Origin of the sequence: Bradyrhizobium sp. SZCCHNRI1029, assembly GCF_032487555.1 — a bacterium.
Taxonomy (GTDB): domain Bacteria; phylum Pseudomonadota; class Alphaproteobacteria; order Rhizobiales; family Xanthobacteraceae; genus Bradyrhizobium.
In genome coordinates this window covers 70,343-94,134 of the sequence record NZ_JAUEUK010000015.1, presented here as the reverse complement: position 1 = coordinate 94,134, position 23,792 = coordinate 70,343, and the positions used below count along the sequence as shown (strand labels likewise).

The window sequence follows — 23,792 nt, the reverse complement described above, 5'->3', positions numbered from 1 at the left end:
TGCGGACGCGCCCCGGAATGACGAGGTCGGATCAACCCCAGTCGATGATCCGGCTGGTGTCGCCGTCGAACTCAGTGGTGCAGAACGCGCCGCCCTGGAAATAGTCGCCGATCGGATCGGCGGGCAGCTTGGCCTGCTCGGCCAAGGCGTGCTCGCGGAAATCCTCCGCGCGGCCGGTCGGGCGATAGCCGAGGTCATAGGCACGCTGGTTGTCCCACCAGGCGCGCTCGTTCAGCGATGCGCCATAGAGCACTTCAAAATGGATGTCGGGATGCTCGAGGCCGATGCGGCAAAGTTGCACCAGATCTTCCGGCTTGAGCCAGATCGACAGCCGGCGCTTGTCGAGCGGCTTGTCGCCGAAATTGCCGATGCGCAGGCACGTCACCTTCAGCCCATGCTTGTCGGCATAGAGCGAGCCGAGCGCCTCACCGAACACCTTGCTGACGCCGTAGCGGCCGTCGGGACGCGGCTGCACGTCATTGTCGATCTTGCGGTGGCGGGGATAGAAGCCGACCGCATGGTTCGACGAGGCGAACACCACGCGCTTGACGCCCTTGCGGCGGGCCGCCTCGAACAGGTTGTAGCCGCCGATGATGTTGGCCTGCAGGATGTCGTTCCACGGTCCCTCGACCGAATAGCCGCCGAAATGGATGATACCGTCGACGCCTTCGCACAGCGCCTCGACCTGAGCGAGGTCGGCAAGATTGGCCGCCTTGAAGGTCTCCTGGCTGGAAAGATCGGCAGGCGGTTTCAGGTCGCTGAGCAGAAGGTCCGGATAGATCGGCGGCAGCAGCTTCCGCAAGGAAGTGCCGATTCCACCGCTCGCACCGGTCATCAAGATACGTGGCATTTCATCCCTCGTGTTGGGTCCGCAGGTTTGCGGTTGTGGCGGGCCAATGATAGCAGAGATCGCAACCGCGCAATAACAGGACCGGCCAAATGTCCGACGGAAACGCTCACGCGCAGGGCTGGCGCCCTGCCACCTTCTATCCCGATCCGGCGATCCAGGCGCTGGATCCGCGCTTCGAGAAATACTGGCTCAAGCTCTCGGCCGTGGAGCGGCTGGCGACGGGCCTGCGCTGGGCGGAGGGGCCAGTGTGGTTCGGCGACGGGCGCTATCTGTTGTGCAGCGATATCCCCAACCAGCGCATCCTCAAATGGGAGGAGGAAAGCGGCGCGGTCTCGGTGTTTCGCAAGCCCTCCAATTTCGCCAATGGCAACACCCGGGATCGCCAGGGCCGTCTCGTCACCTGCGAGCACGGTGGCCGCCGCGTCACGCGGACCGAGTATGACGGCTCCATCACCGTGCTGATCGACTCCTTCGACGGCAAGCGGCTGAACTCGCCAAACGACGTCGTCGTCAAATCGGACGGCTCGATCTGGTTCACAGATCCGACCTTCGGCCTGCTCGGCAATTACGAGGGCTACAAGGCCGAGTCCGAGATCGACGCCAACGTGTATCGGATCGACGCGGCCACGGGCCGGGCGACCATCGTCGCCGAGGGCGTGCTGGGACCGAACGGGCTGTGCTTCTCGCCCGATGAATCCATCCTCTACATCGTCGAATCCCGCGGCGTGCCGAACCGCAAGATCCTCGCCTATGACGTCTCCGCCGATGGCAGCAAGCTCGCCAACAAACGCGTCCACATCGATGCCGGTCCGGGCACGCCGGACGGCATGCGCTGTGACGTCGACGGCAATCTCTGGTGCGGCTGGGGGATGGGCTCGCCCGAGCTCGATGGCGTCATGGTGTTCGCACCCGACGGCGCCCCGATCGGCCGCATCGCCTTGCCCGAGCGCTGCGCCAACCTCTGCTTTGGCGGCCTCAAGCGCAACCGCCTGTTCATGGCCGCCAGCCAGTCGATCTACGCGCTCTACGTCAACACGCAGGGCGCGCTGGGGGGATAATTGGCCGTCATTGCGAGGAGCGAAGCGACGAAGCAATCCAGACTTCCTTCCCGGCCCCTGGATTGCTTCGCTGCGCTCGCAATGACGGAGACCAATCAAGCCGCGTTGTAGCCCGCGATGGCCTTGACCTCGAGATACTCCTCGAGACCGAACCGGCCCCATTCGCGGCCGTTGCCGGACTGCTTGTAGCCACCGAACGGCGCGGTGCGGTCGTTCGGGACACCCTGCAGGTTGACGTTGCCGGCGCGGATCTTGCGGCCGACCTCGCGGGCCTTCTCGATCGTCGGGGCCGTGACATAGCCGGCAAGACCATAGGGCGTGTCGTTGGCGATACGCACCGCCTCGTTCTCGTCCTTGGCGCCGATGATCACGAGCACTGGTCCAAAGATTTCCTCGCGCGAGATCGTCATCTCAGGCTTGACGTCGGCGAAGATGGTCGGCCGCACATAGAAGCCCTTGTTGACGCCCTCCGGCAGGCCCGGGCCGCCGGCGACGAGGGTCGCGCCCTCCTCGATACCCTTATTGATGAGGGCCTGGATCTTGTCCCACTGGCCGCGATTGACGACCGGGCCGATCGTGGTGCCCTCGCCGCGCGGGTCACCCGCCTTGGTCTTGTCGGCGACGCCCTTCGCGATGGCAGCGACTTCCTTCATGCGCGCGGCCGGCACGATCATGCGCGACGGCGCGTTGCAGGACTGGCCGGAGTTGTTGAACATATGCATGACGCCGCCGGTCACTGCCTTCACCAGGTCGGAGCCCTCCAGGATCACGTTCGGCGACTTGCCGCCGAGTTCCTGGCTGACGCGCTTCACGGTCGGCGCCGCGCGCTTGGCGACGTCGATGCCGGCGCGGGTCGATCCGGTGAACGAGATCATGTCGATGTCCGGATGCTCGCTCATCGCAGCGCCGACCTCCGGCCCGAGGCCGTTGATCAGGTTGAACACGCCCTTCGGCACGCCGGCTTCATGCAGGATCTCGGCGAAGATCAGCGCCGAGGTCGGAGTGAATTCCGACGGCTTCAGGATCATGGTGCAGCCCGCGGCCAGCGCCGGCGCGACCTTGCAGGCGATCTGGTTCAGCGGCCAGTTCCAGGGCGTGATCATGCCGACCACGCCGACCGGCTCGCGCACCACCACGGACGCAGGCAGCGTCTCCTCGAACTCATACTTCTTCAGCACGTCGAGCGTTGACATCAGATGGCCGAGGCCGGCGCCGGCCTGCAGCTTCTCCGCCATCGGCAGCGGCGCGCCCATCTCGTCGGAGACGGCGGCGCCGATCTCCTTCATGCGGCCCTTGTAGATCGTGATGATCTTCTCGAGCAGCGCGACGCGCTCCTCGCGCGAGGTCTGTGAGAAGGTCTCGAAGGCGCGCTTGGCGGCGGCGACGGCCTTGTCGACATCGGCCTTGGAGCCCAGCGCAACCTCGTACATCGCCTCCTCGGTCGCCGGATTGATGACCTGGGTGGACTTCTTGACGACCGGATCGACCCAGGCGCCGTCGATGTAGAATTGCAGGCGATTGACCATCGGAAAACCTCTTCACGTGGAAGCATCTGGAGGGGGCGGCAGCACGCGGCCGGCATCCTGGCACGCGCGATCCGCGGGATGAACCCGCCACATGCGGGGACCGGGGTTGCGTCCCGCGGATATAGGAGCAAGGCCGCGACCGGCGCAAGCCGACCGGCCTGCGTTTCGTCGCCGCTCCATTTTGCATCGCAGCAACCGCGTGTCCCCTTCGCCCCCTCCAGATCGCCATCATTCCGGATGGCAGAATTCCCGCCGTCGAAGATTCATTTCCAAGATGTGAACTGCTTCACATCGCCGTTCGATCGCTCTGGCTAATCTCCTCTTCATAGACATCCCGGCATCTCGAAAGGACGCCGGATAAGATTTCAGAACCGATATTTTCGCCAGTTCTTATTGCGCAGCCTTTCAGTACGTAGACATTTGATCCAAGTTGCGACGCCGTCTCCTTCATCCAGGTGAGGGAGACGGCGTCCCCGTTCTTGGCCCGCCCTCACACTGCCATCTTGCGATGCCGGACCGGCGCGCCAGTGAGGCTCTCGGCCGCATCGATGATCGCGTTGGCGTCCATCCCATTGTGGCGATAGAGGTCGTCGATCGTCCCGGTCTGGCCGAATTTCTCAACCCCCAGCGCCTCGACGCGATGGCCGCGCACCGAGCCGAGCCAGCCGAGCGTCGCCGGATGGCCGTCGATCACGGTGACGATGCCGCAATCGCGCGGCAGCGGCGCCAGCAGTTGTTCGATGTGGCTGAGATGTTGCACACCGCGCCGATGCCGCCGCAGGCTGCGCGCCGCCGTCCATCCGGCATGCAGCCGGTCCGCCGAGGTGATCGCGAGCAGGCCGACGTCGCGGCGGGACTCGCCGATCAGGCCGGTGGCCTCGATCGCCTCCGGCGCGACCGCGCCGGTATAGGCGACGATCACCTCGGCATTCGGTCCCGGCTTGCGCAGCCAATAGGCGCCGGCGGCGATGTCGGATTCCAGCTCCGGCGTCATGATCCGCTGCGGCTGATCGATGGTGCGCGTCGACAGCCGCAGATAGAGCGAGCCGCCCTCGCCTGCCTCGCGCTGCATGTGGGCAAAGCCCCATTTCATGATCGCGGCGAGCTCGTCGACGAAGGCCGGCTCGAACGACGACAGCCCGTCCTGCGCCATGCCGATCAACGGTGTCGCGATCGACTGATGCGCGCCGCCCTCCGGCGCCAAGGTCACGCCCGACGGCGTGGCCGCCACCATGAAACGCGCATCCTGATAGCAGGCGTAGTTCAGCGCATCGAGGCCGCGCTCGATGAAGGGATCGTACAAGGTGACCACCGGCAGCAGCCGCGCGCCGTTGATGGCGTGCGACAGGCCAAGCGCCGAGGCCATGATGAACAGGTTCATCTCGGCGATCCCCAGCTCGATATGCTGGCCCTTCGGCGAGGCCGCCCAATTGAAGGTCGACGGGATCTTCTCGCTGCGGAACAAATCCGCCTTCTCCGCGCGGGCGAACAGGCCACGGCGGTTGACCCAGGCGCCAAGATTGGTCGAGACGGTGACGTCGGGCGACGAGGTCACGATGCGCGAGGCCAGCGCGGTGTCGCTGCGGGCGAGATCGTTGAGGATCAGGCCAAAGCCCTGCTGCGTCGACATCTGCGCCGCCGCGGTGAAGGTCAGCCGCTCCGGCACGTCGAACACCGCATCATCGAGCCGGCGGCCATCGCGATTGAACGGCACCGACGCGAGGAACGACTCCAGCGTCGAAGCATCCTGCGTCAGTCCCTCGAACTTGTCCCACTCATGGCCCGGGCGAATGTTCTGCTGCGCGCGCCACTTCTCCATCTGGGCGACGGTCATCAGGCCGGCGTGATTGTCCTTGTGGCCCTGGAACGGCAGGCCGACGCCCTTGATGGTATAGGCGATGAAGCACACCGGGCGGTCGTGGTCGATGGACTCGAAGGCATCAAGCATGCTGGCCATGTCGTGGCCGCCGAGATTGCTCATCAGCGCCAGCAACTCGTCGTCGGTGCGCTTGTCGAGCAGCCGGGTCACGTCGCCCTGATCGCCGATCTCGTCCTGGATGTGCTTGCGGAAGGCAGCCCCACCCTGGAAGCACAGCGCCGCATAAAGCGCGTTCGGGCAGTTATCGATCCAGCGCCGCAGCGCCTCGCCGCCGGGTTCGGCAAACGCCTCGCGCATCAGCCGGCCGTATTTCACGATCACCACGTCCCAACCGAAATTGCGGAACATGGTTTCGAACTTCTCCCACAGGCCCTCGCGCACGACGGCGTCCAGGCTCTGGCGGTTGTAGTCAACGATCCACCAGGTGTTGCGCAGGCCGTGCTTCCAGCCTTCGGCCAGGGCCTCGAAGATATTGCCCTCGTCCATCTCGGCGTCGCCGACCAGCGCGATCATGCGGCCCTCGCGGCGGTCCTTCATCCAGCCATGCGCGTGCACGTAGTCCTGCACCAGCGAGGAGAACAAAGTCTGCGCGACGCCGAGGCCGACCGAGCCGGTCGAGAAGTCGACATCGTCGACATCCTTGGTGCGCGACGGATAGGATTGCGCGCCCTTGAAGCCGCGGAAATTCTCCAGCTTCTCGCGGGTCTGCCGGCCGAACAGATACTGGATGGCGTGGAACACGGGACTCGCATGCGGCTTCACCGCGACGCGGTCCTCGGGGCGCAGAACCGAGAAGTACAGCGCCGACATGATGGTCGCGAGCGAGGCCGACGACGCCTGGTGGCCGCCAACCTTCAGGCCGTCGGTGTTCGGCCGGATGTGGTTGGCGTGATGGATGGTCCAGGACGACAGCCACAGCGCCTTGCGGGTCAGCGCGTTCAGGATGTCGAGACGGTCTGACGATGCGGATGGCGTGGCCATGGCGCGCTGCTCCCCGGGGCCTTGTTGGATTCGCCGATTTTAATCCTGTCGCACCGGCCATAATTCTCAATTTTTCGCGTGCAGTTGCCGATTGTTGAGATATTTTCCCATTCAGGATCCACTTTGAGCGATTTTATCCCAATGCCCGAGCTCGACGCCATCGACCGCAAGATCCTCGGCCATCTCCAGGCCGACGGCCGCATCACCATGCAGGAGCTCGCCGACAAGGTCGGGCTGTCGGTCTCGCCCTGCCACCGCCGCGTCAAGCTCCTGGAGGAGCGCGGCGTCATCACCCGCTATCTCGCGACCGTCGACCAAAAGGCGCTCGGGCTGCACGTTTCGGTCTTCATCTCCATCAAGCTGGCGCGGCAGAAGGAGGAGGATTTGAAGCGGTTCGAAAAGGCGATCTCGGCCTGGCCCGAGGTGCTGGAGTGCTATCTGATGACGGGAAATCGCGACTATCTCCTGCGCGTGGTCGCGGCCGATCTCTCCTCTTATGAAGCGTTCCTGAAGAGCAAGCTGACCCGCCTCGACGGCATCGCCTCGATCGAATCGAGCTTTGCGCTGAGCCAGGTGAAGTACTCCATCGCGCTGCCGGTGTGAGGCAGGCCATCGCCACGACCTCAGCTGTCGTCCCTGCGAACGCAGGGACCCATACTCCGCGGCAGACGTTGCGAAGAACGACTGGTCCAACATCGTGCGCAACAACATCTCCCTGGGGTTATGGGTCCCGGATCTGCGCGTGCTGCGCACGCTTGTCCGGTACGACAGCGGAGAGCCAAGCGAGACTTTCGGCCAGCTCTGGCGCTCGGCCATGAGAGACCTCGCATGAGCCCCTCTCCCTGCGCCGTCATTCCGGGGCGCCCGCAGGGCGAGCCCGGAATCCATAACCACGATCGTGCGTATGGATTCCGGGCCCGCGCCGCTGCGCGACGCGTCCCGGAATAACGACCTTTGTTGTGTCATCGGATTTGCCACAATCGTGAGTCCAGGACCGACCGGGATGGTCACATGCGTTCTCACTCCCGCGGCGCGTTGCGTCCGGGTGATGCCGATATCATCGCCCTTATGACGTGAAGGGCGCAGGGAAGGCCGGGCGCTGGCCGCGCCCGTGGCCCGCCTGCGGAAAAAATGCAGGCGGCAGGTACCACAGGTCTGGCCGAAGACGCCCGGCCCTCCCTGCGCGATGGTTTTGACGGCTGCTTCGCGTTCTCCCCGGTGCGCCGGCTTTTGGCCACCGTGCGCGACGACGCGCTGTCCGCGCGCCGCCGCGGGGACACCAGCATCGGGGTGCCAGGACCGCGCGACTTGACCGTGCGTGCATCATTGTTCGTCGGCGCGAATGATCACGCTGCAACGACACACGCCCATCGCATTCCGCTGCCGACGTCCATGACGACCGCGATACGTCCCCTCCGACGCAACGGAACGGGCTGGACTGTAATGCTGATTATACGAAATCGGCAAGCGATTTATTTTTTGCCTGACGGCTGGACAGGATTTTAGCGCGCGATCTGATTTGCCCGTCGGGTCGTTATGGCAGCGTCAAAAATCATCTGCGCACTGCCCTGATCACGCCCGAACTACGTCACAGCCGAGGCCGTCATTGATCCAGATCAAACGATCTGGAAAAACTGCTCCAGCCCCCGATCAAATCCTTGATGTTCCTCGATTTGATCCAGATCAAACGGCCGCAGGCCGACCGCAGCATGGCCCAGGGACGTCCATATTGGCCGTCAAAAAGCGCCACATCTCGCCGTCAGATTCTGCGTCACAGCATGCGCTGCGACACGAAGTCACAGGGATTGCGGGACTAACAACTCCGCGCCTGTGAACGTGACGTCGGCGCGATCGTGAAGACCAACTCGCGTCCTGGAAAGCAATGCAGAACAACAGCGCTCAACGTTCGCCCCGACACGACTACGCTTCGCAACATCGAGATGCCCGGCCGCTCGCGCACGTGGCGGTGAAGGTGGCTCCCGCCAGGTATCAGCCGGCCGCACAGGCCGGCAGCCGCAGCACCGGACGGGCCGAGCGGCGATTCTGGCTGACGATGCAGACGGTCATGCTGGTCGTCGGCGTGCTGCTGGTGAACCTGCTGCTGTTCTTCCCTCCCCTCGGCATCGCCCTGATGTGGAATCTCCTGATTCCGATCGCGCCCGCGCTGGTGACGATCTCGCCCGGCCTGTGGCGCAACATCTGTCCAATGGCGACATTCCATCTGCTGCCGAACAAGATGGGCATCTCGCAGAACATCCGGATGCCGGAATGGGGCGCGGCGACGCTCGCGGTGATCAGCGTGACGCTTCTTTTCATCGTCGTGCCGATGCGACGAATCGGACTCAATGTCGACGGTCCGCTGACGGCGGTCATGCTGCTGTCGGCCGCGGTCATGGCGTTCGCGATGGGCTCTGTGTTCGAAATGCGCTCGGGCTGGTGCACCTCGCTGTGTCCGATCCACCCCGTCGAGCGGCTCTACGGCACCAACCCCGCCCTGACCTTCAAGAATGCCCGCTGCAACATCTGCGAGGCCTGCAGCAATCCGTGTCCCGACTCCACGCCCGAGCTGACGCCGACGGCGGGCGTGCCCACCAAAGTCCAGCAGTTCCTCGGCAACTTCCTGATCGGCAGCTTCCCCGGCTTCGTCTGGGGCTGGTATCAAGTGCCGGACTATCCGCCGCAGCAGGTCGACCAGGCCGCAATCATCACCGCCTATGTGTGGCCGCTGGGCGCCGCGCTCGTCAGCTACGTCGTCTTCAGGATCGGCGAGCATATCCTGCGCTACAGGCCCGCCGCCCGCACCCGGATGCATCGCATCTTCGCGGCCGCCGCGATCAGCACCTACTACTGGTATCGCCTGCCCGGCCCGGCATCCTTGCTGCCGGACTGGTTTCCGCTGGTCTCGCATCTCATCACGACGCCGTTCTTCTTCTGGTTCCTGGTGCTGCGTTCGCCGAAGGTGAGCTGGCTGAAGCGGCCGGTGATGGCGTCGAACTACTGGTCGAGCCGGTTCGAGAGCACCGCCAACAAGAATCTCATCCGCGTGTCGCCCGGCAAGGCGTGAATCCCCGCGGTCTCATCCCACCATCGTCACAGCGTATCCGATCGAGGAGTGAACCATGTCGAACTTCAGGACCGTCACCGTCAAGGGCCGCCAGTTCCGCGTCCGCGCGGGTGACGTGCTGCTCGATGGCGCGCTCGCCAACGGCGTCGAGATTCCGTTCGACTGTCGCGCCGGCACCTGCGGCACCTGCATGGTTCACGTCTCCAAGGGCCAGACGGTGTGCGGCGAGACGCATACGCAGGGCATGATCTATGCCTGCCAGGCGCGCGTCGTCTCCGATCTCGACGTCGAGCTGGAGGACGTGCCGGAAATCGACACCAGCAAGGCGCGGCTGGTCGGCCTGCGCGAGGTCGCGCCCGACATCATGGAGCTGATGATCGCTCCGGAGAAGAGCATCAGCTATCTGCCCGGGCAGTACTTCAAGTTCACCTTCAACGGCTATCCGGCACGCGCCTACAGCCCAACGGCGTCGTTCGACGGCCGCATCGGCGGCCGCGTCATCCATCTCAACATCAAGCGCGTGCGTGGCGGCCGCGTCACGACCGCGCTCGGCAGCGGCATCCGTCCCGGCCATCGGCTGCGTATCCAGGGGCCGTATGGGCATGCGTTCCTGCGCCCGGGCGGCACCGGCCGTCTCGTCCTCGCCGGCAGCGGCACCGGCTTCGCGCCGATCTGGGCAATCGCGGCGATGGCGCTACGCGAGCAGCGCAGCCGTCCCATGGTGATCATCGCCGGCGCCAAGAAGCTGCCGCAGCTCTATATGACGCCGATCCTGGCGCAATTGGCGCGGCTGCCGAACGTCACGATCATCCCGACGGTCGAGGAAGGTCCGGTCAATCATCCCTCGATCCGCACCGGACGGATCGAGCCGCACATGCCGACGCTGACGGCCTCCGATGTCGTCTATGCCTGCGGCTCGCCGCGCATGGTGACTGCGCTCGCCGGGATGGTCGAGAAGGCCGGCGCGACGTTCTATGCCGACCCGTTCGATTCCGCGCCACCGGAAGCGCCGTCCGGCCTCATCGGCCGCATCAAGACGCTCGTGGCGCGACGTCCGCCCGAGCCTGAGCCGGGCCGTGACGGCGGCAGGGGGCGTGACGCGTCGCTCGATCCGTTCGAGCGGGCGCTGTCGCTGGTGCCGAAGGATCCGATCGACGACGATCTGGGCCTGCGCCGGTCGGAGCCACGGCGCAGCACGGCCGCCGAACGCGACCACGCGCTCTCGCTGGTGCGCGAGCGCGCGCTGGGCGACGCCTCATCGCTGCAGGAGCGCCCGCGCCGCGCCGCCAGCCAGATGGCCTCGGGGCATGTGTGAGATGACGCAGGAGTCCCCCCAGTCTCTCCGTCACTCCGGGGCGCTCGCGAAGCGAGCGAGCCCGGAGTCCATAACCACCAGCCTGCGTGATGGAGCGCGATCGTAACTCAGGCCGTCTGCCTCACGAGCGCTGCGGCGTATGGATTCCGGGCTCGCGCTGTCGCGCGCCCCGGAATGACATCGTGGGTGTGGAAGCCGCGTGCCTCAGATCAGCTTCCGCCGCGCCAGGCTACGCATCAGCGCACCCACGCCGAACGTCCACGGCTCGCATTCGTCGCTGTTGCGCATACGGTTGACGAGACGGCCGAGTTGGGGCGCGGAGATGGTGACGATGTCGTCGCGCTTGTGGGTGAACCCCTGGCCCGGTGCGTCGCGATCCTTGACGGGCGCGAACATCGTGCCGAGGAACAGCGCGAAGCCGTCGGGATATTGATGCACGGCACCGATGGTCTGGGCGACGAGGTCGGTCGGATCGCGGCTGATCTTGCTGATGGAGGAATGGCCGTCGAGCACGAAGCCGTCGCTGCCGGTCACGTTCAGCGCCACGTCCATCTTGCGGACGTCATCCAGCGTGAAGGTCTTGTCGAACAGGCGCAGCAAGGGGCCAATGGCGCAGGAGGCGTTGTTGTCCTTGGCTTTCGACAGCAGCAGCGCCGAGCGGCCCTCGAAGTCGCGCAGGTTGACGTCATTGCCGAGCATCGCGCCGACGATCCGGCCGCGGCTCGACACCGCCAGCACCACCTCCGGCTCCGGATTGTTCCAGGTCGATTTCGGATGCAGCCCGGCATCCATGCCGGTGCCGACAGATGACAGCGTCGGCGCCTTGGTGAAGACCTCGGCATCGGGCCCGATGCCGACCTCGAGATATTGGCTCCAGGCGTTCTGCTCGATCAGCACCTGCTTGAGGTGCATCGCCTGGTCGGAGCCGGGCTTGAGCTTGGAGAAATCGTCGCCGACCAGACGCACCACCTCTTTCCGGATCGCCTCGGCCGAGGCCGGATTGCCGCGCGCCCGCTCCTCGATGACGCGCTCCAGCATCGAGATCGCGAAGGTGACGCCGGCCGCCTTCAGGACCTGCAGGTCGACCGGTGCCAGCAGCCACGGCTTGGCCGGATCGCGGCGATCCGGCGGGGTGTTGGCGAGGATGGCGGCGAGGTCGCCGATGCGCTGCCCGCCCATGCCGCGCAGCGCCGTCGCCGGATCATCCTGCTCGCACAGCGCGCTGACGGTGGGGAAAGCCGAGGTGACGTCATAAACACCGTCATCGCGCACCGCGACCACGGCCGGTCCGTCCACGTCGGGGCGCCAGACCCGGCCAACCAGCGTGCCGCTGGTGCCGTCGTCGGGCAGGACGGTCTCGGGCGTCAGGTTGATCATGGCGTCGTGCTCCCTGTTGTTCTTGTTGCTCAGCGCACCCCTAGCATCGGTGCACGCCGGCTCCAAGCCACACGACGTCGCGCAATCACCAACTGTAGCGCACCACGCCCTTGCCGGCGTAGGAGCGGCTGATGGACGAGAATTCGCCTTCGAAGGTCGCGACCGCCGACCAGCCGTTGCGCCAGGCGATTTCGGCCGAGGCGGTGGTGAGCGCGAGGTCGCGCGACTGCGCGGCGCCGTTGACGACGAAGCTCGTGCCCGGCAGCGCCTCGAAGCCCGCGGTCATGGTGCGATCGGGGTTGAAATTGTGCGCCCAGGCGGCGCGGCCGCGCAGCGACAGCACGCCGTCGGCGAGCGCAAACGACCGGTCGACGCGCGCGCCGAGCTCGGTGCGCGCGTCCGTCACGGTCTTGCCGGCATAGCTCAGCGCGAAGGTGCCCGCGCCGGAGAGCACCTGCTCGGCATAGGACGGCAGCACGTAAGCCGTCGCCTGGCCGCCGAGATAGGGCGTGATCCCGCCCCACGGCGTGGCATAGCGGCGGCCGCCCTCGAGGCGGGCCGAATAGGCCGACGCATCGAAGCGGGCGCGGAGCTGGTCGACGCCGGCGACGGTCACGGCGCGGTCGGTGGTCACGTCGTGCCAGCCATAGGCGAGCGCCGCGGAGAGATAGTCCGGACCACTGCGATAGCGGGCGAAGGCGCCGGCCTGGAACAGGTCGGAGCGGCCGCTGCCGCCGCCATTGACGCCGAAGCTGGTGCCGCCGCCCGACAGCGCGAAGCCGGCCAGCCAGTTCGGCGACACGATGTAATCGGCGCCCGCGGCGAAGCCGACCTCGCGGATGGTGGCGTTGTTCGAGCCGAGCGCGGCATTGCCGTCGGCGAACGAACCGCCACCGAACGGCGCCGCCCAGGTGCTCCAGCGCTCATCGAAGCGCTGGGCCGGTGTGGCCTTCACCGGCATGCGCGCGAAGGCATCGCGCGGCGCGGCGCCCTGTCCTGCGTCGGCGAACGCTGCAGCCGGACCAGATGCGTTCGCGCTGCGCCCGGCGACAAAGGGATCGGTCATCAGGCCAAGGAAGATATTCATCGAGTCGAACATCGCCTGCTGCGAGGCGGTGGCGATCTCGCCGGACGCCTGTGTCAGACCGGCTGGGGTCAACGCGCCGAAAGCGAGCGGGATGCCGCCGGTGCGGTTGAAATAGCCGGTCGTGGTGTCCGTGACGTTCTGCTGGTTGGTGTTGGTCCCGGCCGTGCCGAGCGTCAGGTTCAGATAGACGTTGTCGGCGTCGTAGCTCAGGCTCGAAGAGAAGTTGGCCGGCAGGTTGGTGTTGATCAGCGTGTTGAAGGTGCCGCTGATGCCGCCGGCGGCGTTGACGATCGTGTACTGCTTGTTGACATAGCTGCCAGGGGCGAACGCCGCCTGCACGGTCGCGCCGCCGAGCGTCGCGGTGCCCGTCACGTTGACCCGGTCGGCATTGGCCGGCGACACCTCGACCATGTAGCTCGCGGCCGCCGTGAAGGTGAGGCTGCCCTGCACCGTGAGCAGCCCGATCGAATTGCCCGGCGCGAGCGCGCCGCCATTGACCAGCGTGCTGCCGACGATGCCGTTGCCGCCGAGCCTCCCGCCGGCATTCACGGTGACGCTGCTGCCGGCGATGGCGCCGTTGACGGCGAGGATGCCGCCATCGACCGTGGTCGTGCCGGTGTAGGTGTTGATGCCGGACAATATCAGCTTGCCGCTGCCGACCTTGGTCAGCGAGCCTGGGCCGATGGTGCCGCACCCGCAAGGATCGGTGTCGCCGATCACGCCGGAGACCTCGGTGGAGAGATTGTTGCCGCCGACCACCAGCGTGTTGAAGGCGCCGATGTAGTAGTTGCCGGAACCCGCCAGCGAGCCGGCGGTGATGCGGCCGTCGCCATTGACACCCACGCTACCGGAGAAATCGACCACGCCGGTGCCATTGGTGACGAACTGGGCGGTGCCGCCGGTCGTATTGTCGAGGAAGCGGGTGCGGCCGCCATCATTGGTGATGATCGTGGCGGAGCCGGCGCTGGCATGATCGAAGAACAGCGTCGATCCGCCGTCATTGGTGGTGACGGTCGCGTTCGCCGCGGTGGAATGGGCGTTGAACTGGACCTGGCCGTTCATGTTGTTGATGATGGTGGCATTGCCGGCCGACGGGGTGTCGCTGCCGAAGCCGATCCCGAACATCACGTACGAATTGCCGCCATTGGTGATGACCGCATTGGCGGCCGTGGCGGCATTGACGAACGCCAGCATGCTGAACGTATCGTTGGTGATCGTCGCGTTGCCGGCGCTGGTGTTGGCGTTGAACAGCGTACGACCCTGATGGTTGGTGATCACGGCGTTCCCCGCCGTGGCCGTGTCGGTGCCGCCGGCGACGCCGAACGCGGTCGTGGCGATCGACTGGTTCACGATCGTCATCGCACCGGCGGAGTTCGCGCCGAGGAAGTTGGTGGTGCCGCCGTCATTGGTGAGCGAGGTGATGCCGGAGGTGTCGGCCCTGACGATGTTGAAGATGCCGAAATTCGACACGTCACCGATGATGCGGGCGGTGTGGGTGGCGTCGCCGAGCTGCAGCGTCGCGACGCTGCCGATGAAGGTGCCGCCGGAATAGGAGTTGGTGCCGAGCAGGATGGTGGTGCTGTTGCCGAGCAGCTCGGCGCGCACGCCGGCAACGGTCTCGCCGAGATTGTTGCCGATCGTGATCGTCTGGCCGGAATTGGCGTTGTTGATGAAGCCCCAGCCGGAGCCGGCGACGCCGAAATTCACGTCGGCGCCGCCAATCGAATAGGACTGGGCGTTGCTGAGGAAGATCCAGGAATCCGGATTGATCGGCGCGGTGACCGTGATGGTCGATGCGCCGGTGGCGCCGAACAGCGCCTCCTGGCCGCTCGATGCCGGCGGCGCGCCGGCCGGCGGGCTCTCCCAGTTGGTCGAGAGATTGTAGTCGGAGGTCGCAGTGGACGAGCCGGTGCCGCCCCAGGTGTAGTCGGTCTGGGCCTGCGCCGACGTCGTCAGCCCGAGCCCACAGAGCCCGAGCATGAGTCCCAGCGCGCCCCACACGGCCCGCGCCGTCCGACACACCGCCGTTTCGACCCGCCTCCGCACGCAATCCCCCGATCTTGCTCTGCACCCCGTGATGCAATCCAAGACCTAGCAGGCGCACGGCGCCCGCCGAGATCGACGGCGTTACTGTTTCTTATTTGAAATCAGCACGTTACGCGTTTGATCGTAGGTGTAGCGGACACGCAACGCATCCACCCAAAAAGTCGCTCCCCCGTAATGGCCTGGGGGCGTGCGACCGATGGCTCAAGGATTCGGCGAGCTCTCGCCGGCGACCTGGAGCAGTTGCGAGCGGCGGACGCGCTCGCGATGGGCGGTGTAGAGGCCGCTGGAGACGATAAAGGCGGCGCCGACGATGGTCCAGACGTCCGGTACCTCGCCGAACACCAGGAAGCCGAGGATGCTGACCCACAGGAGCTGGGTGTAGGAGAACGGCGCCAGCACCGAGGCGTCGGCATAGCGGAATGCCAGCACCACGATCCACTGCCCCATGGTCGAGGCGACGCCGACCAGCACGCCGAAGCCGATGTCCTGCCAGGACGGCGTGGTCCATACGAACGGCACGATTGCCGTGAGCACGCAGACGCCGGCAATCGAGGAATAGGTCATGATGGTGATGGCATGCTCGCGGCCGCTCATCATCCGCGTCATGATCAGCGTGCAGGCCCAGGCGAACGCCGAGACGATCGGGAACAGCGCGGCAAGATGGAACGCGCCGGTGCCGGGGCGGAGGATGATCAGCACGCCGCACAGCCCGACCGCGGTTGCGACCCAGCGGCGCAGGCCGACCTTCTCGCTGAGGAAGATGATTGACAGCGCGGTGACGAACAGCGGCGCGACGAAGCCGGTCGCGGAGGCCTCGGCGATCGGCAGATAGCGTAAACCGGTGATGAACATCAGCGACGAGCCGAGCAGCGCAACGCCGCGCAGCAGCTGGAACTTGAGCTGCTCGGTGCGCATCGCGAACAGCGGCGAGCCCGGGATCATCGCCGGCACCATGATCGCTGCGAATACCACGAAGCGGATCCAGGTGATCTCGATCGAGGGCAGCGTCTTCGACAGATACTTCGCGGTGACGTCCGAGGTGCCGAGGAACACGGTCGACAGTAGGATCAGCGCGATGCCGCGGAACGGCCGGTCGGCGCGCGCGGGCGCGCGCTTGCGCGTGGCCTGCGGCTTCTCCTGCACGGATGTCGGCACGTCGTCGAGGCGCGCGGCGGCGGCCGCACTCGGTGGCGGGGTCACGGTCGAACTCGGAAGTTTGGAAACAGGACGATTCGGTGAGTGGCGACAAGACGCCAATCGCGACGCCGCGACAACCCATCGAAGCGGGCAGCACTTATGCGTTGCTACGCGCCGGGGTAGCAAACATCCGTAATTTTCCGTGATGCTGCATTACAGCATGGGCAGGCCACGCGGCTTCGGCCCGCGCGGAAAGGCGCGATCGATCGCGGCGATCTCGGCCGCGGTGAGCTCGATGTCGCCGGCCGCCGCATTCTGCTCGGCATGCTCGGGCCGCGACGCCTTGGGGATCGCGAACAGCGACGACGCCCGCGTCAGGAAGGCCAGCGCGACCTGGCGCGGCGTTGCACCATGCTGCTCCGCGATCCGCTGCAGCACCTCGCCGCCGGCGCTGCGGCGTTCCGGAAAGTCGTCATGGCCGAACGGCGAGTAGGCGACCACGGCAACACCATGCTGGCCGCACCACGGGATGACGGCATGCTCGATGGCGCGCTCCTGCAGATGATAGAGCACCTGGTTGCAGGCGATCTTGCCCTCGCCTGCGACCTCCAGCAGTTCGTCGAGATCGTCGACGTCGAAATTGCTGACGCCCCAGGACGCGATCTTGCCGGCCGCCTTGAGCTCCTCGAACGCCGCCACCGTCTCCGCGAGTGGATAGGAGCCCGGCCAGTGCAGGAGATAGCAGTCGAGCCGGTCGGTCTTCAGCCGCTGCAGCGAGCGCTCGCAGGCGGTGACGGTGCCCTTGCGCGAGGCGTTGCTCGGCAGCACCTTCGACACCAGGAACACCTCGTCGCGTCGGCCGGCGATGGCCTCGGCGATGACGAGCTCGGCATCGCCATACATCTCGGCGGTGTCGATGTGGCTCATGCCGAGATCCAGGCCGCGCCGCAGCGTGGCGATGGCGCGGCTGCGATCGGCGTGGTCGAGATACCAAGTGCCCTGCCCGATGACGGAGACGCCGCCGCCGCCGGTTCCGAATGTCTTGTGCTTCATGCGCGGGAGCATAGTGGATGAGGCGCACGGCGTCGATTGGGTGCCCTCCCTGCTCAAGGCATCTGACACGCTTCCACACCCACGTCATTCCGGGGCGACGCGTCAGCGTCGAACCCGGAATCCCGAGCTTGTCTTGCGCTGTTTCATTTCCACCATGTCGAGATTCCGGGTTCGAGGCCGTTGGCCTCGCCCCGGAACGACAGTGTTCTCGGCTAGCTCGCCGCCGCGATGGGCGGGGCGTCCGTGGCCGTCTGCGCGATCAGCCGCTTCATCTCCGGAATGCACGAGCCGCAATTGGTGCCGGCCTTGAGCTGCGCGCCGATGGCGGCGGGCGTGCGCGCACCTGCCGTGATCGCATCGCAGATGGTGTCGCGGCCGACGCCGAAGCAGGCGCAGACGATCGGGCCGCCGCCGACGCCGTCGGGCGCGCGGCCGGACAGCAGCGTGCGACGCTGGTCGTCGTCGAGGCGGTCGGCGGCGAACATCGTCTTCACGACGTTCCAGTCGCCAGCATCATGGCCGGGGCCGACGAACAAACAGGTTTCGATGCGATCGTCGGCGAACGACGCGGCGCGATAGACGCCGCCGCCGACATCCATGTAGTCCGTGACATCGTCGGTGGCGCGCGCCTTGAACCAGGCCGGCCAGCGCGACAGATCGCCGTTGTCGGCGAACAGATAGCCGAAGCCGCCCTGCACCGTCGCGCGCGCCCACCACAGGTTGGACGGCAGCGTGAGCTCGTTGCGCGACAGGATGAAGCCGCGGAATACGTACTCATAAGAACTGATCGCAGCCGGGGTCGCCTTGGCCTCGGGCTGGCCGGAGAACGGATCGGTGTAGGAGGCGACCAGCGCGCCGACGCGGCCATGCGATGAGTTGGTGGCGCTCCAATGGATCGGCGCGAACAGCATGCCGCGCTGCTGGCGCTCGCTGACGACGACCTTGAGGATGCACTGGCCGTGCTCGGTCGTGACCTTGGCGAAACCGTCATGCATCAGGCCATAGCGCAGCGCGTCATCCGGGTGCACCTCGACGAACGGCTCCGGCAGATGCGCTGATAGCCGCGGGCTCAAGCCGGTGCGCGTCATCGTGTGCCACTGGTCGCGGATGCGACCGGTGTTCAGGCGCAGCGGGCGGGCGGCGGTGGTCTCGCCGCGCAGCGCCGGCACCTCCGGCGCGACGAAGCGCGCTTTGCGATCGTTGGTGAAGAAGGCGCCTTCGGCGAAAAAGCGCGGCTCGGGCGGCCTGCCCGCGCGCGCCGGCCATTGCACCGGCGCCATCGCGTCGTATTCGTCGTCGGTGAGCGTCGCCAGCGCGCCGATGTCGAAGTCGCGCGTGCCGTCGTTCTCGAACGCCGACAACGCCGCGTGCTCGCGGAACACGTCCGCCGCAGAGTTGTAATTGAAGGCGCCCGCGTGGCCGAGCCGTTTGCCGACCTCGCTCAGGATCCACCAGTCCGGCATGGCCTCGCCGGCCGGCGCAAGGAAGGCGCGCTGGCGCGAGATGCGGCGCTCGGAGTTGGTGACCGTGCCCGATTTCTCGCCCCAGGCCTGCGCCGGCAGCAGCACGTGGACGCCAGCATCGACGGTGTCGTTGGAGCGGACGTTCTCGGACACGACGAGCAGCTCGAGCTTCTTGAGCGCGGCGCGGACCAGATCGGCGTCCGGCAGCGACACCGCGGGGTTGGTGCCGATCACCCACAGCGCCTTGATCTCGCCGCGCACGATCGCCTCGAACATCTGCACCGCCTTGAGACCCTCATGGGTGGCGATGTCCTTGGCCTTCCAGAAGCGGCGGACGCGGTCGATGTCCGGCGGCGTGAAGCCCATGTGGGCCGCGAGCTGGTTGGCGAGCCCGCCGACCTCGCGGCCGCCCATCGCATTGGGTTGGCCGGTCAGCGAGAACGGCCCCATGCCCGGCTTGCCGATGCGCGCGGTCGCAAGATGGCAGTTGAGGATCGCGTTGACCTTGTCGGTGCCCTGCGCCGACTGGTTGACGCCCTGCGAATAGAGGGTGACGACCTTGGGAGTATCGCGGAACAGCTTGAAGAAGGCGGCGACGTCGACCTCGGACAGGCCGGTGGCGAGCGCGGTCGCCGCGGCGCTGCCGGCGAGGCTCCGGGCGCGGGCCAGGGTCTCGTCGAAGCCGCCGGTGTGAGCGTTGATGTAGTCGTGATCGAGCGCACCGCTGTCGGCGAGATGCACCAGCAGGCCGGCGAACAGCGCCGCATCCGCGCCGGGCTTCAATCCCAGGAACAGATCGGCTTCGCTCGACGTGTCGGTGCGACGCGGATCGATGACCACGAACCTGGCGCCGCGCGCCTGCTTGTTGGCCAGCATGCGCTGGTACAGCACCGGGTGGCACCAGGCGGCGTTGCTGCCGACGAAGACCAGCAGATCGGCCTGATCGAGATCCTCATAGGTGCCGGGCACGGTGTCGGCGCCGAAGGCACGGCGGTGGCCGGCGACCGACGAGGCCATGCACAGCCGCGAATTGGTGTCGACATTGGCCGAGCCGAGAAAGCCCTTCATCAGCTTGTTGGCGACGTAGTAGTCCTCGGTCAGCATCTGGCCGGAAAGATAGAACGCCACAGCGTCTTCGCCGTCGCGGGCGACGATGTGCTTCAGCCGGGTCGCGACGTGATCGAGCGCATCGCTCCAGGCCACCCGCTGCATGCCGCCCTTGCAGCGGATCATCGGGTACAGCAGGCGGCTCTCCAGCCCGAGCGTCTCGCCGAGCGCCGAGCCCTTGGAGCAGAGCCGGCCGAGATTGGCCGGATGCGAAGGATCCCCGGAGATCGCCGCGCCGCCGCGACCGTCGGGCGTGGCGAGCACGCCGCAACCGACGCCACAATAGGGACAGGCGGTGCGCACCATCGGCAGCTTCGGATCGAGCGTCGTCATCGTCGTGCGTGGCCCCTTCTCACGCTGCCTGCGGCCGCGCCCCCGCGCGGCCGAACATCATCGCTGTCCGGATCGCTGCGACCGGTTCGCGGCTCCGGATCAGGTCGCGATACCACAACGCGTCCTGAGTCTCACCGATCAGCACGGCACCGGTGAGGCGTCCCTCGGCGATGACGAGCTTCTTGTAGATGCCGCGCCTGACGTCGTTGAGCACGATCGCCTCGCTGCCCTCGGCGCCCATGAAGTCGCCGGCCGAGAACACCGACACGCCCGACACCTTCAGATTGGTCGAGACGACGCTGCCGCCATAGGCCGCCTGGCGGCCGGCGAGATGCCGCGCCAGCACCCGCGCCTGCTCATAGGCAGGTTCGACCAGCCCATAACAGGTGCCACGGTGCTCGGCGCACTCGCCGAGCGCGAAAATCCCGGGGGCCGAGGTCTGCATCGCGTCGTCGACGACGATGCCGCGGTTGACGGCGAGCCCCGCCTCCTTCGCCAGTGTCACATTCGGCCGGATGCCGGCGGCGAAGATCACCGCATCCGCAGCGAGGCGCCGCCCATCGGCCAGCTCGACTCTTTCGACGCGACCATCGCCATGGATGGCCGCGGTGCTGGCATTGAGCAGAACCTCGATCCCTTTGCGTGCCACCAGCGCCTTCAGCAACGCGGCGGCCGGCGCATCGAGCTGCCGCTCCATCAGCCGGTCCATCAGATGCAACAGCGTCACCCTGGCGCCGGCACGCGCCAGGCCATAGGCCGCTTCCAGCCCGAGCAGCCCGCCGCCGACGACCACCACGCGCCCCTTCTTCGCCGCCAGCGCCAGAAGCACATCCGTGTCCCGGCTGTCGCGGAATGTGTGCACACCCGGCAGATCGGCGCCCGGCACCGGCAGCCGCAGCGGCAGCGAGCCGGTGGCGAGGACCAGGCGCGAGAACGCCACGTTCTCGTCGTTCTCGATCCGCAGTTCGCGACGGCCGACATCGATGGCGGTGACGCGCGCACCGTATTTCAACGTTACCCCGCGCTCGCGCCACCAGGCCGCCGGCTTGAGCTCGATCTCGTGGGACGCGGCCTCGCCGGCCAGCACCGACGACAGCAGCACGCGGTTGTAGGCGAGCCGCGGCTCCTCGCCGATGACGGCGATCGCGTAGCGGCCGAGCGCAGTCTGCGACAATTCCTCGACCAGCTTTGCGGCAGCCATGCCGTTGCCGACGATGACGAGCGGTTCACTCAAAGCGCCTACTCCGCCGCCTGCGCCTTGCCATGGGCTTCCGCGATCATGTAGCCGGACAGCGTGCCGTAGGCCGCGGTCCAGGCATCGGCGACATCGGGCGTCCAGCCGCCGCCAAGTCCCTTCTCGAGGGTCCACAGCAGCGCGGCGCCGACCACCGGATAGTGCTCCGGCTTGGCGCCGTAATCGACGTGGCGCTTGGCGAGCGCGCTTGCCGCCGGCAGGATCGCGGGCAGATTCGTCAATCCATTGACGACGACCGCCAAGGTCGCCATCAGCTTCTTGCGCTGCTCGGTGAGATCGTCGGGAAACATCGCGCGCACCTGCGGCGCGACCTCGAACAGCCGATCGTAGAAGATGGTCGCGGCCTGATCGGAGATCGGCGCGACCCTGGCAAAGCTATCCTGAACCAATGCGATCTGAGACGGCGTCATGGGAAATCCTTATGATGGAAACGAGAACCCGTTAGTCGCCCGACGCGGAGAGCGGTTCGATGCGCTCTCCGCTTTCCAATCGTCACGCCGCCTCGACGTAGCGATGCCGCTCATACAGGAACTCCAGCACGCGCTGGCGACACTTGACGTAGGTGGCGTTGGTCGCCAGCTCGAGCCGCTTGCGCGGCCGCGGCAGGGCGACCTCGAGCACCTCGCCGATATGCGCGCTCGGGCCGTTGGTCATCATCACGATGCGGTCGGACAGCAGCACCGCCTCGTCGACATCGTGCGTGATCATCAGGATGGTGTTGCCGAGCTTCTGGTGCAGCGCCATCACCGAGTCCTGCAGATGCGCCCGCGTCAGCGCGTCGAGCGCGCCGAACGGCTCGTCGAGCAGCAGCACTTTCGGCTCCATGGCGAGCGCGCGGGCAATGCCGACGCGCTGCTTCATGCCGCCGGAGACCTCGTTGGGCCGCTTGTCCTTGGCATGGGCCATCTGCACGAGATTGAGATTGTGCATGGTCCAGGCGTCGCGCTCGGCGCGGGTCTTGGTCTTGGCGAACACCTTGTCGACGCCGAGCCGCACGTTCTCATAGACCGTCAGCCAGGGCAGCAGGCTGTGGTTCTGGAACACCACGGCGCGGTCGGGCCCCGGCGAATTGACTTCGCGCTCCTCCAGCAGCACGCCGCCGGTCGTAGCCGTGGTGAGCCCCGCCACGATGTTGAGCATCGTCGACTTGCCGCAGCCGGAATGGCCGATGATCGAGACGTATTCGCCCTTGTTGATCGAGAGGTTGATGTCCTTCAGCACTTCGGCGGTGGCGGTGCCGCGGGTGAAGGTCTTGTCGACGTGGTCGAGCTTCAGATAGGCCATGATCTCTACCTCTCAATTCGTCGCGGTGCCGCGGGTGACGATCTTGCCGACGACCGCAATCAGGCGGTCGAGCACGAAGCCGATGATGCCGACATAGAACAGCGCCAGGATGATCTCGCTGATATGCGAGGAATTCCACGCGTCCCAGATGAAGAAGCCGATGCCGACGCCGCCAATCAGCATCTCGGCCGCGACGATCGCGAGCCACGACAGGCCGATGCCGATGCGCAGGCCGGTGAAGATGTAGGGCGCGGCCGCCGGAATCATGATCTTGGCGAAGAACTCCAGCGGGTTGAGCTGCACCACCGCGGCGACGTTGCGATAGTCCTGCGGAATGTTGCGGATGCCGACCGCGGTGTTGATGATGATCGGCCATACCGAGGTGATGAAGATGACGAAGATCGCCGACGGCTGGCCGTCGCGGAACGCCGCCAGCGACAGCGGCAGCCAGGCGAGCGGCGGGATCGTGCGCAGCACCTGGAAGATCGGATCGAGGCCGCGCATGGCCCACACCGACTGGCCGATCAGCGTGCCGACACCGACGCCGACGACGGCAGCAATCGCGTAGCCGAAGGCGACGCGGCGCAGGCTGGCCTCGAGATGCCAGAACAGTCCCTTGTCGATGCCGCCATGATCGAAGAACGGATCGAAGATCAGCTCGCGGGTATCGCTGAACACCCGGGAGGGCGGCGGCAGCGCCGAGCCGGCCCGGCGGCAGACCAGCTCCCAAATCAGCAGGAACAGCGCCAGCACGATCAACGGCGGCACCACGCGCACCGCGGCCTCGCGGGCCATCTTTCCATAGCGTTCGGCTTTCGGCGCCTGCTTGGGCGTCATGGTCACGATGGACGCCGAGGTGGACGCCGCCGCGGTCGGCACGACCTGGGGAGCGCTATCGTTGGTCAACGCTGGCATGGACATCGGAAATCTTTCTCCGTGCAATGAGAGAGGCCGCGCGCCTTGCGCGCGCAGCGGGA

General features: G+C 66.5%; 17 protein-coding genes. 5 read left to right on the top strand and 12 right to left on the bottom strand.

All coding sequences use genetic code 11. From position 1 onward, the window contains the following. Positions 1-31 precede the first annotated feature (31 nt). The gene (locus QW861_RS31185; protein WP_315715743.1) at positions 32-850 is read right to left on the bottom strand and encodes an NAD(P)-dependent oxidoreductase; all 819 of its coding nucleotides are present in this window, start codon (positions 848-850) and stop codon (positions 32-34) included. An 89-nt stretch (positions 851-939) separates the two neighbouring features. Here QW861_RS31185 and QW861_RS31180 point away from each other — a divergent pair, with 89 nt between their 5' ends. Then, entirely contained in the window at positions 940-1,908 is a 969-nt protein-coding gene (locus QW861_RS31180) for an SMP-30/gluconolactonase/LRE family protein (RefSeq protein WP_315754727.1), read from the top strand. Between the two features lie 95 nt (positions 1,909-2,003). On the opposite strand, the gene QW861_RS31175 is transcribed toward QW861_RS31180, so the two are convergent. Continuing rightward, a complete protein-coding gene (locus QW861_RS31175; protein WP_315754729.1) occupies positions 2,004-3,434 on the bottom strand; it encodes an aldehyde dehydrogenase family protein in 1,431 nt (476 codons plus the stop codon). Positions 3,435-3,924: 490 nt separating this feature from the next. Beyond that, entirely contained in the window at positions 3,925-6,294 is a 2,370-nt protein-coding gene (locus tag QW861_RS31170) for a transketolase (protein WP_315754731.1), read from the bottom strand. A 141-nt stretch (positions 6,295-6,435) separates the two neighbouring features. Between QW861_RS31170 and QW861_RS31165 the strand changes: the two genes are divergently transcribed. The 4 genes from QW861_RS31165 to QW861_RS31150 all read left to right on the top strand — a co-directional run bounded on the left by QW861_RS31165 (position 6,436) and on the right by QW861_RS31150 (position 10,673). Then, positions 6,436-6,897 (top strand): Lrp/AsnC family transcriptional regulator, encoded by a 462-nt coding sequence (locus tag QW861_RS31165; protein WP_315715739.1) that lies wholly within the window; start codon positions 6,436-6,438, stop codon positions 6,895-6,897. A gap of 528 nt (positions 6,898-7,425) precedes the next feature. Next, entirely contained in the window at positions 7,426-7,800 is a 375-nt protein-coding gene (locus tag QW861_RS31160) for a hypothetical protein (protein WP_315715738.1), read from the top strand. A 454-nt stretch (positions 7,801-8,254) separates the two neighbouring features. Beyond that, positions 8,255-9,358 carry a ferredoxin gene (locus QW861_RS31155; RefSeq protein ID WP_315754163.1) on the top strand — a complete coding sequence of 368 codons (1,104 nt, stop codon included), beginning with the start codon at positions 8,255-8,257 and terminating at the stop codon, positions 9,356-9,358. Positions 9,359-9,413: 55 nt separating this feature from the next. Continuing rightward, positions 9,414-10,673: a 2Fe-2S iron-sulfur cluster-binding protein gene (locus QW861_RS31150; RefSeq protein WP_315754164.1), complete on the top strand. Its 1,260-nt coding sequence runs from the start codon at positions 9,414-9,416 to the stop codon at positions 10,671-10,673. 204 nt (positions 10,674-10,877) lie between these two features. Here QW861_RS31150 and QW861_RS31145 read toward each other — a convergent pair whose 3' ends face one another. The 9 genes from QW861_RS31145 to ntrB all read right to left on the bottom strand — a co-directional run bounded on the left by QW861_RS31145 (position 10,878) and on the right by ntrB (position 23,736). Further along, a complete protein-coding gene (locus QW861_RS31145) occupies positions 10,878-12,050 on the bottom strand; it encodes a fumarylacetoacetate hydrolase family protein (protein WP_315715735.1) in 1,173 nt (390 codons plus the stop codon). A gap of 85 nt (positions 12,051-12,135) precedes the next feature. Further along, entirely contained in the window at positions 12,136-15,117 is a 2,982-nt protein-coding gene (locus tag QW861_RS31140; RefSeq protein ID WP_316193912.1) for an autotransporter domain-containing protein, read from the bottom strand. Positions 15,118-15,384: 267 nt separating this feature from the next. Beyond that, complete coding sequence (locus tag QW861_RS31135; protein WP_315715821.1) at positions 15,385-16,338, bottom strand: DMT family transporter; 954 nt, start codon at positions 16,336-16,338, stop codon at positions 15,385-15,387. 195 nt (positions 16,339-16,533) lie between these two features. Continuing rightward, a complete protein-coding gene (locus QW861_RS31130) occupies positions 16,534-17,373 on the bottom strand; it encodes an aldo/keto reductase (RefSeq protein WP_316191785.1) in 840 nt (279 codons plus the stop codon). Between the two features lie 212 nt (positions 17,374-17,585). Continuing rightward, the gene (locus tag QW861_RS31125) at positions 17,586-20,276 is read right to left on the bottom strand and encodes a molybdopterin-dependent oxidoreductase (RefSeq protein WP_315754170.1); all 2,691 of its coding nucleotides are present in this window, start codon (positions 20,274-20,276) and stop codon (positions 17,586-17,588) included. Positions 20,277-20,295: 19 nt separating this feature from the next. Continuing rightward, positions 20,296-21,510: an NAD(P)/FAD-dependent oxidoreductase gene (locus QW861_RS31120; RefSeq protein ID WP_409998689.1), complete on the bottom strand. Its 1,215-nt coding sequence runs from the start codon at positions 21,508-21,510 to the stop codon at positions 20,296-20,298. Positions 21,511-21,515: 5 nt separating this feature from the next. Further along, positions 21,516-21,941: a globin family protein gene (locus tag QW861_RS31115; protein WP_315754172.1), complete on the bottom strand. Its 426-nt coding sequence runs from the start codon at positions 21,939-21,941 to the stop codon at positions 21,516-21,518. A gap of 82 nt (positions 21,942-22,023) precedes the next feature. Further along, positions 22,024-22,818, bottom strand: a complete 795-nt coding sequence (locus QW861_RS31110) for an ABC transporter ATP-binding protein (RefSeq protein WP_315754246.1) — start codon at positions 22,816-22,818, stop codon at positions 22,024-22,026. A 9-nt stretch (positions 22,819-22,827) separates the two neighbouring features. Beyond that, positions 22,828-23,736 (bottom strand): nitrate ABC transporter permease, encoded by a 909-nt coding sequence (gene ntrB, locus QW861_RS31105; RefSeq protein ID WP_315715730.1) that lies wholly within the window; start codon positions 23,734-23,736, stop codon positions 22,828-22,830. Positions 23,737-23,792: the final 56 nt, after the last annotated feature.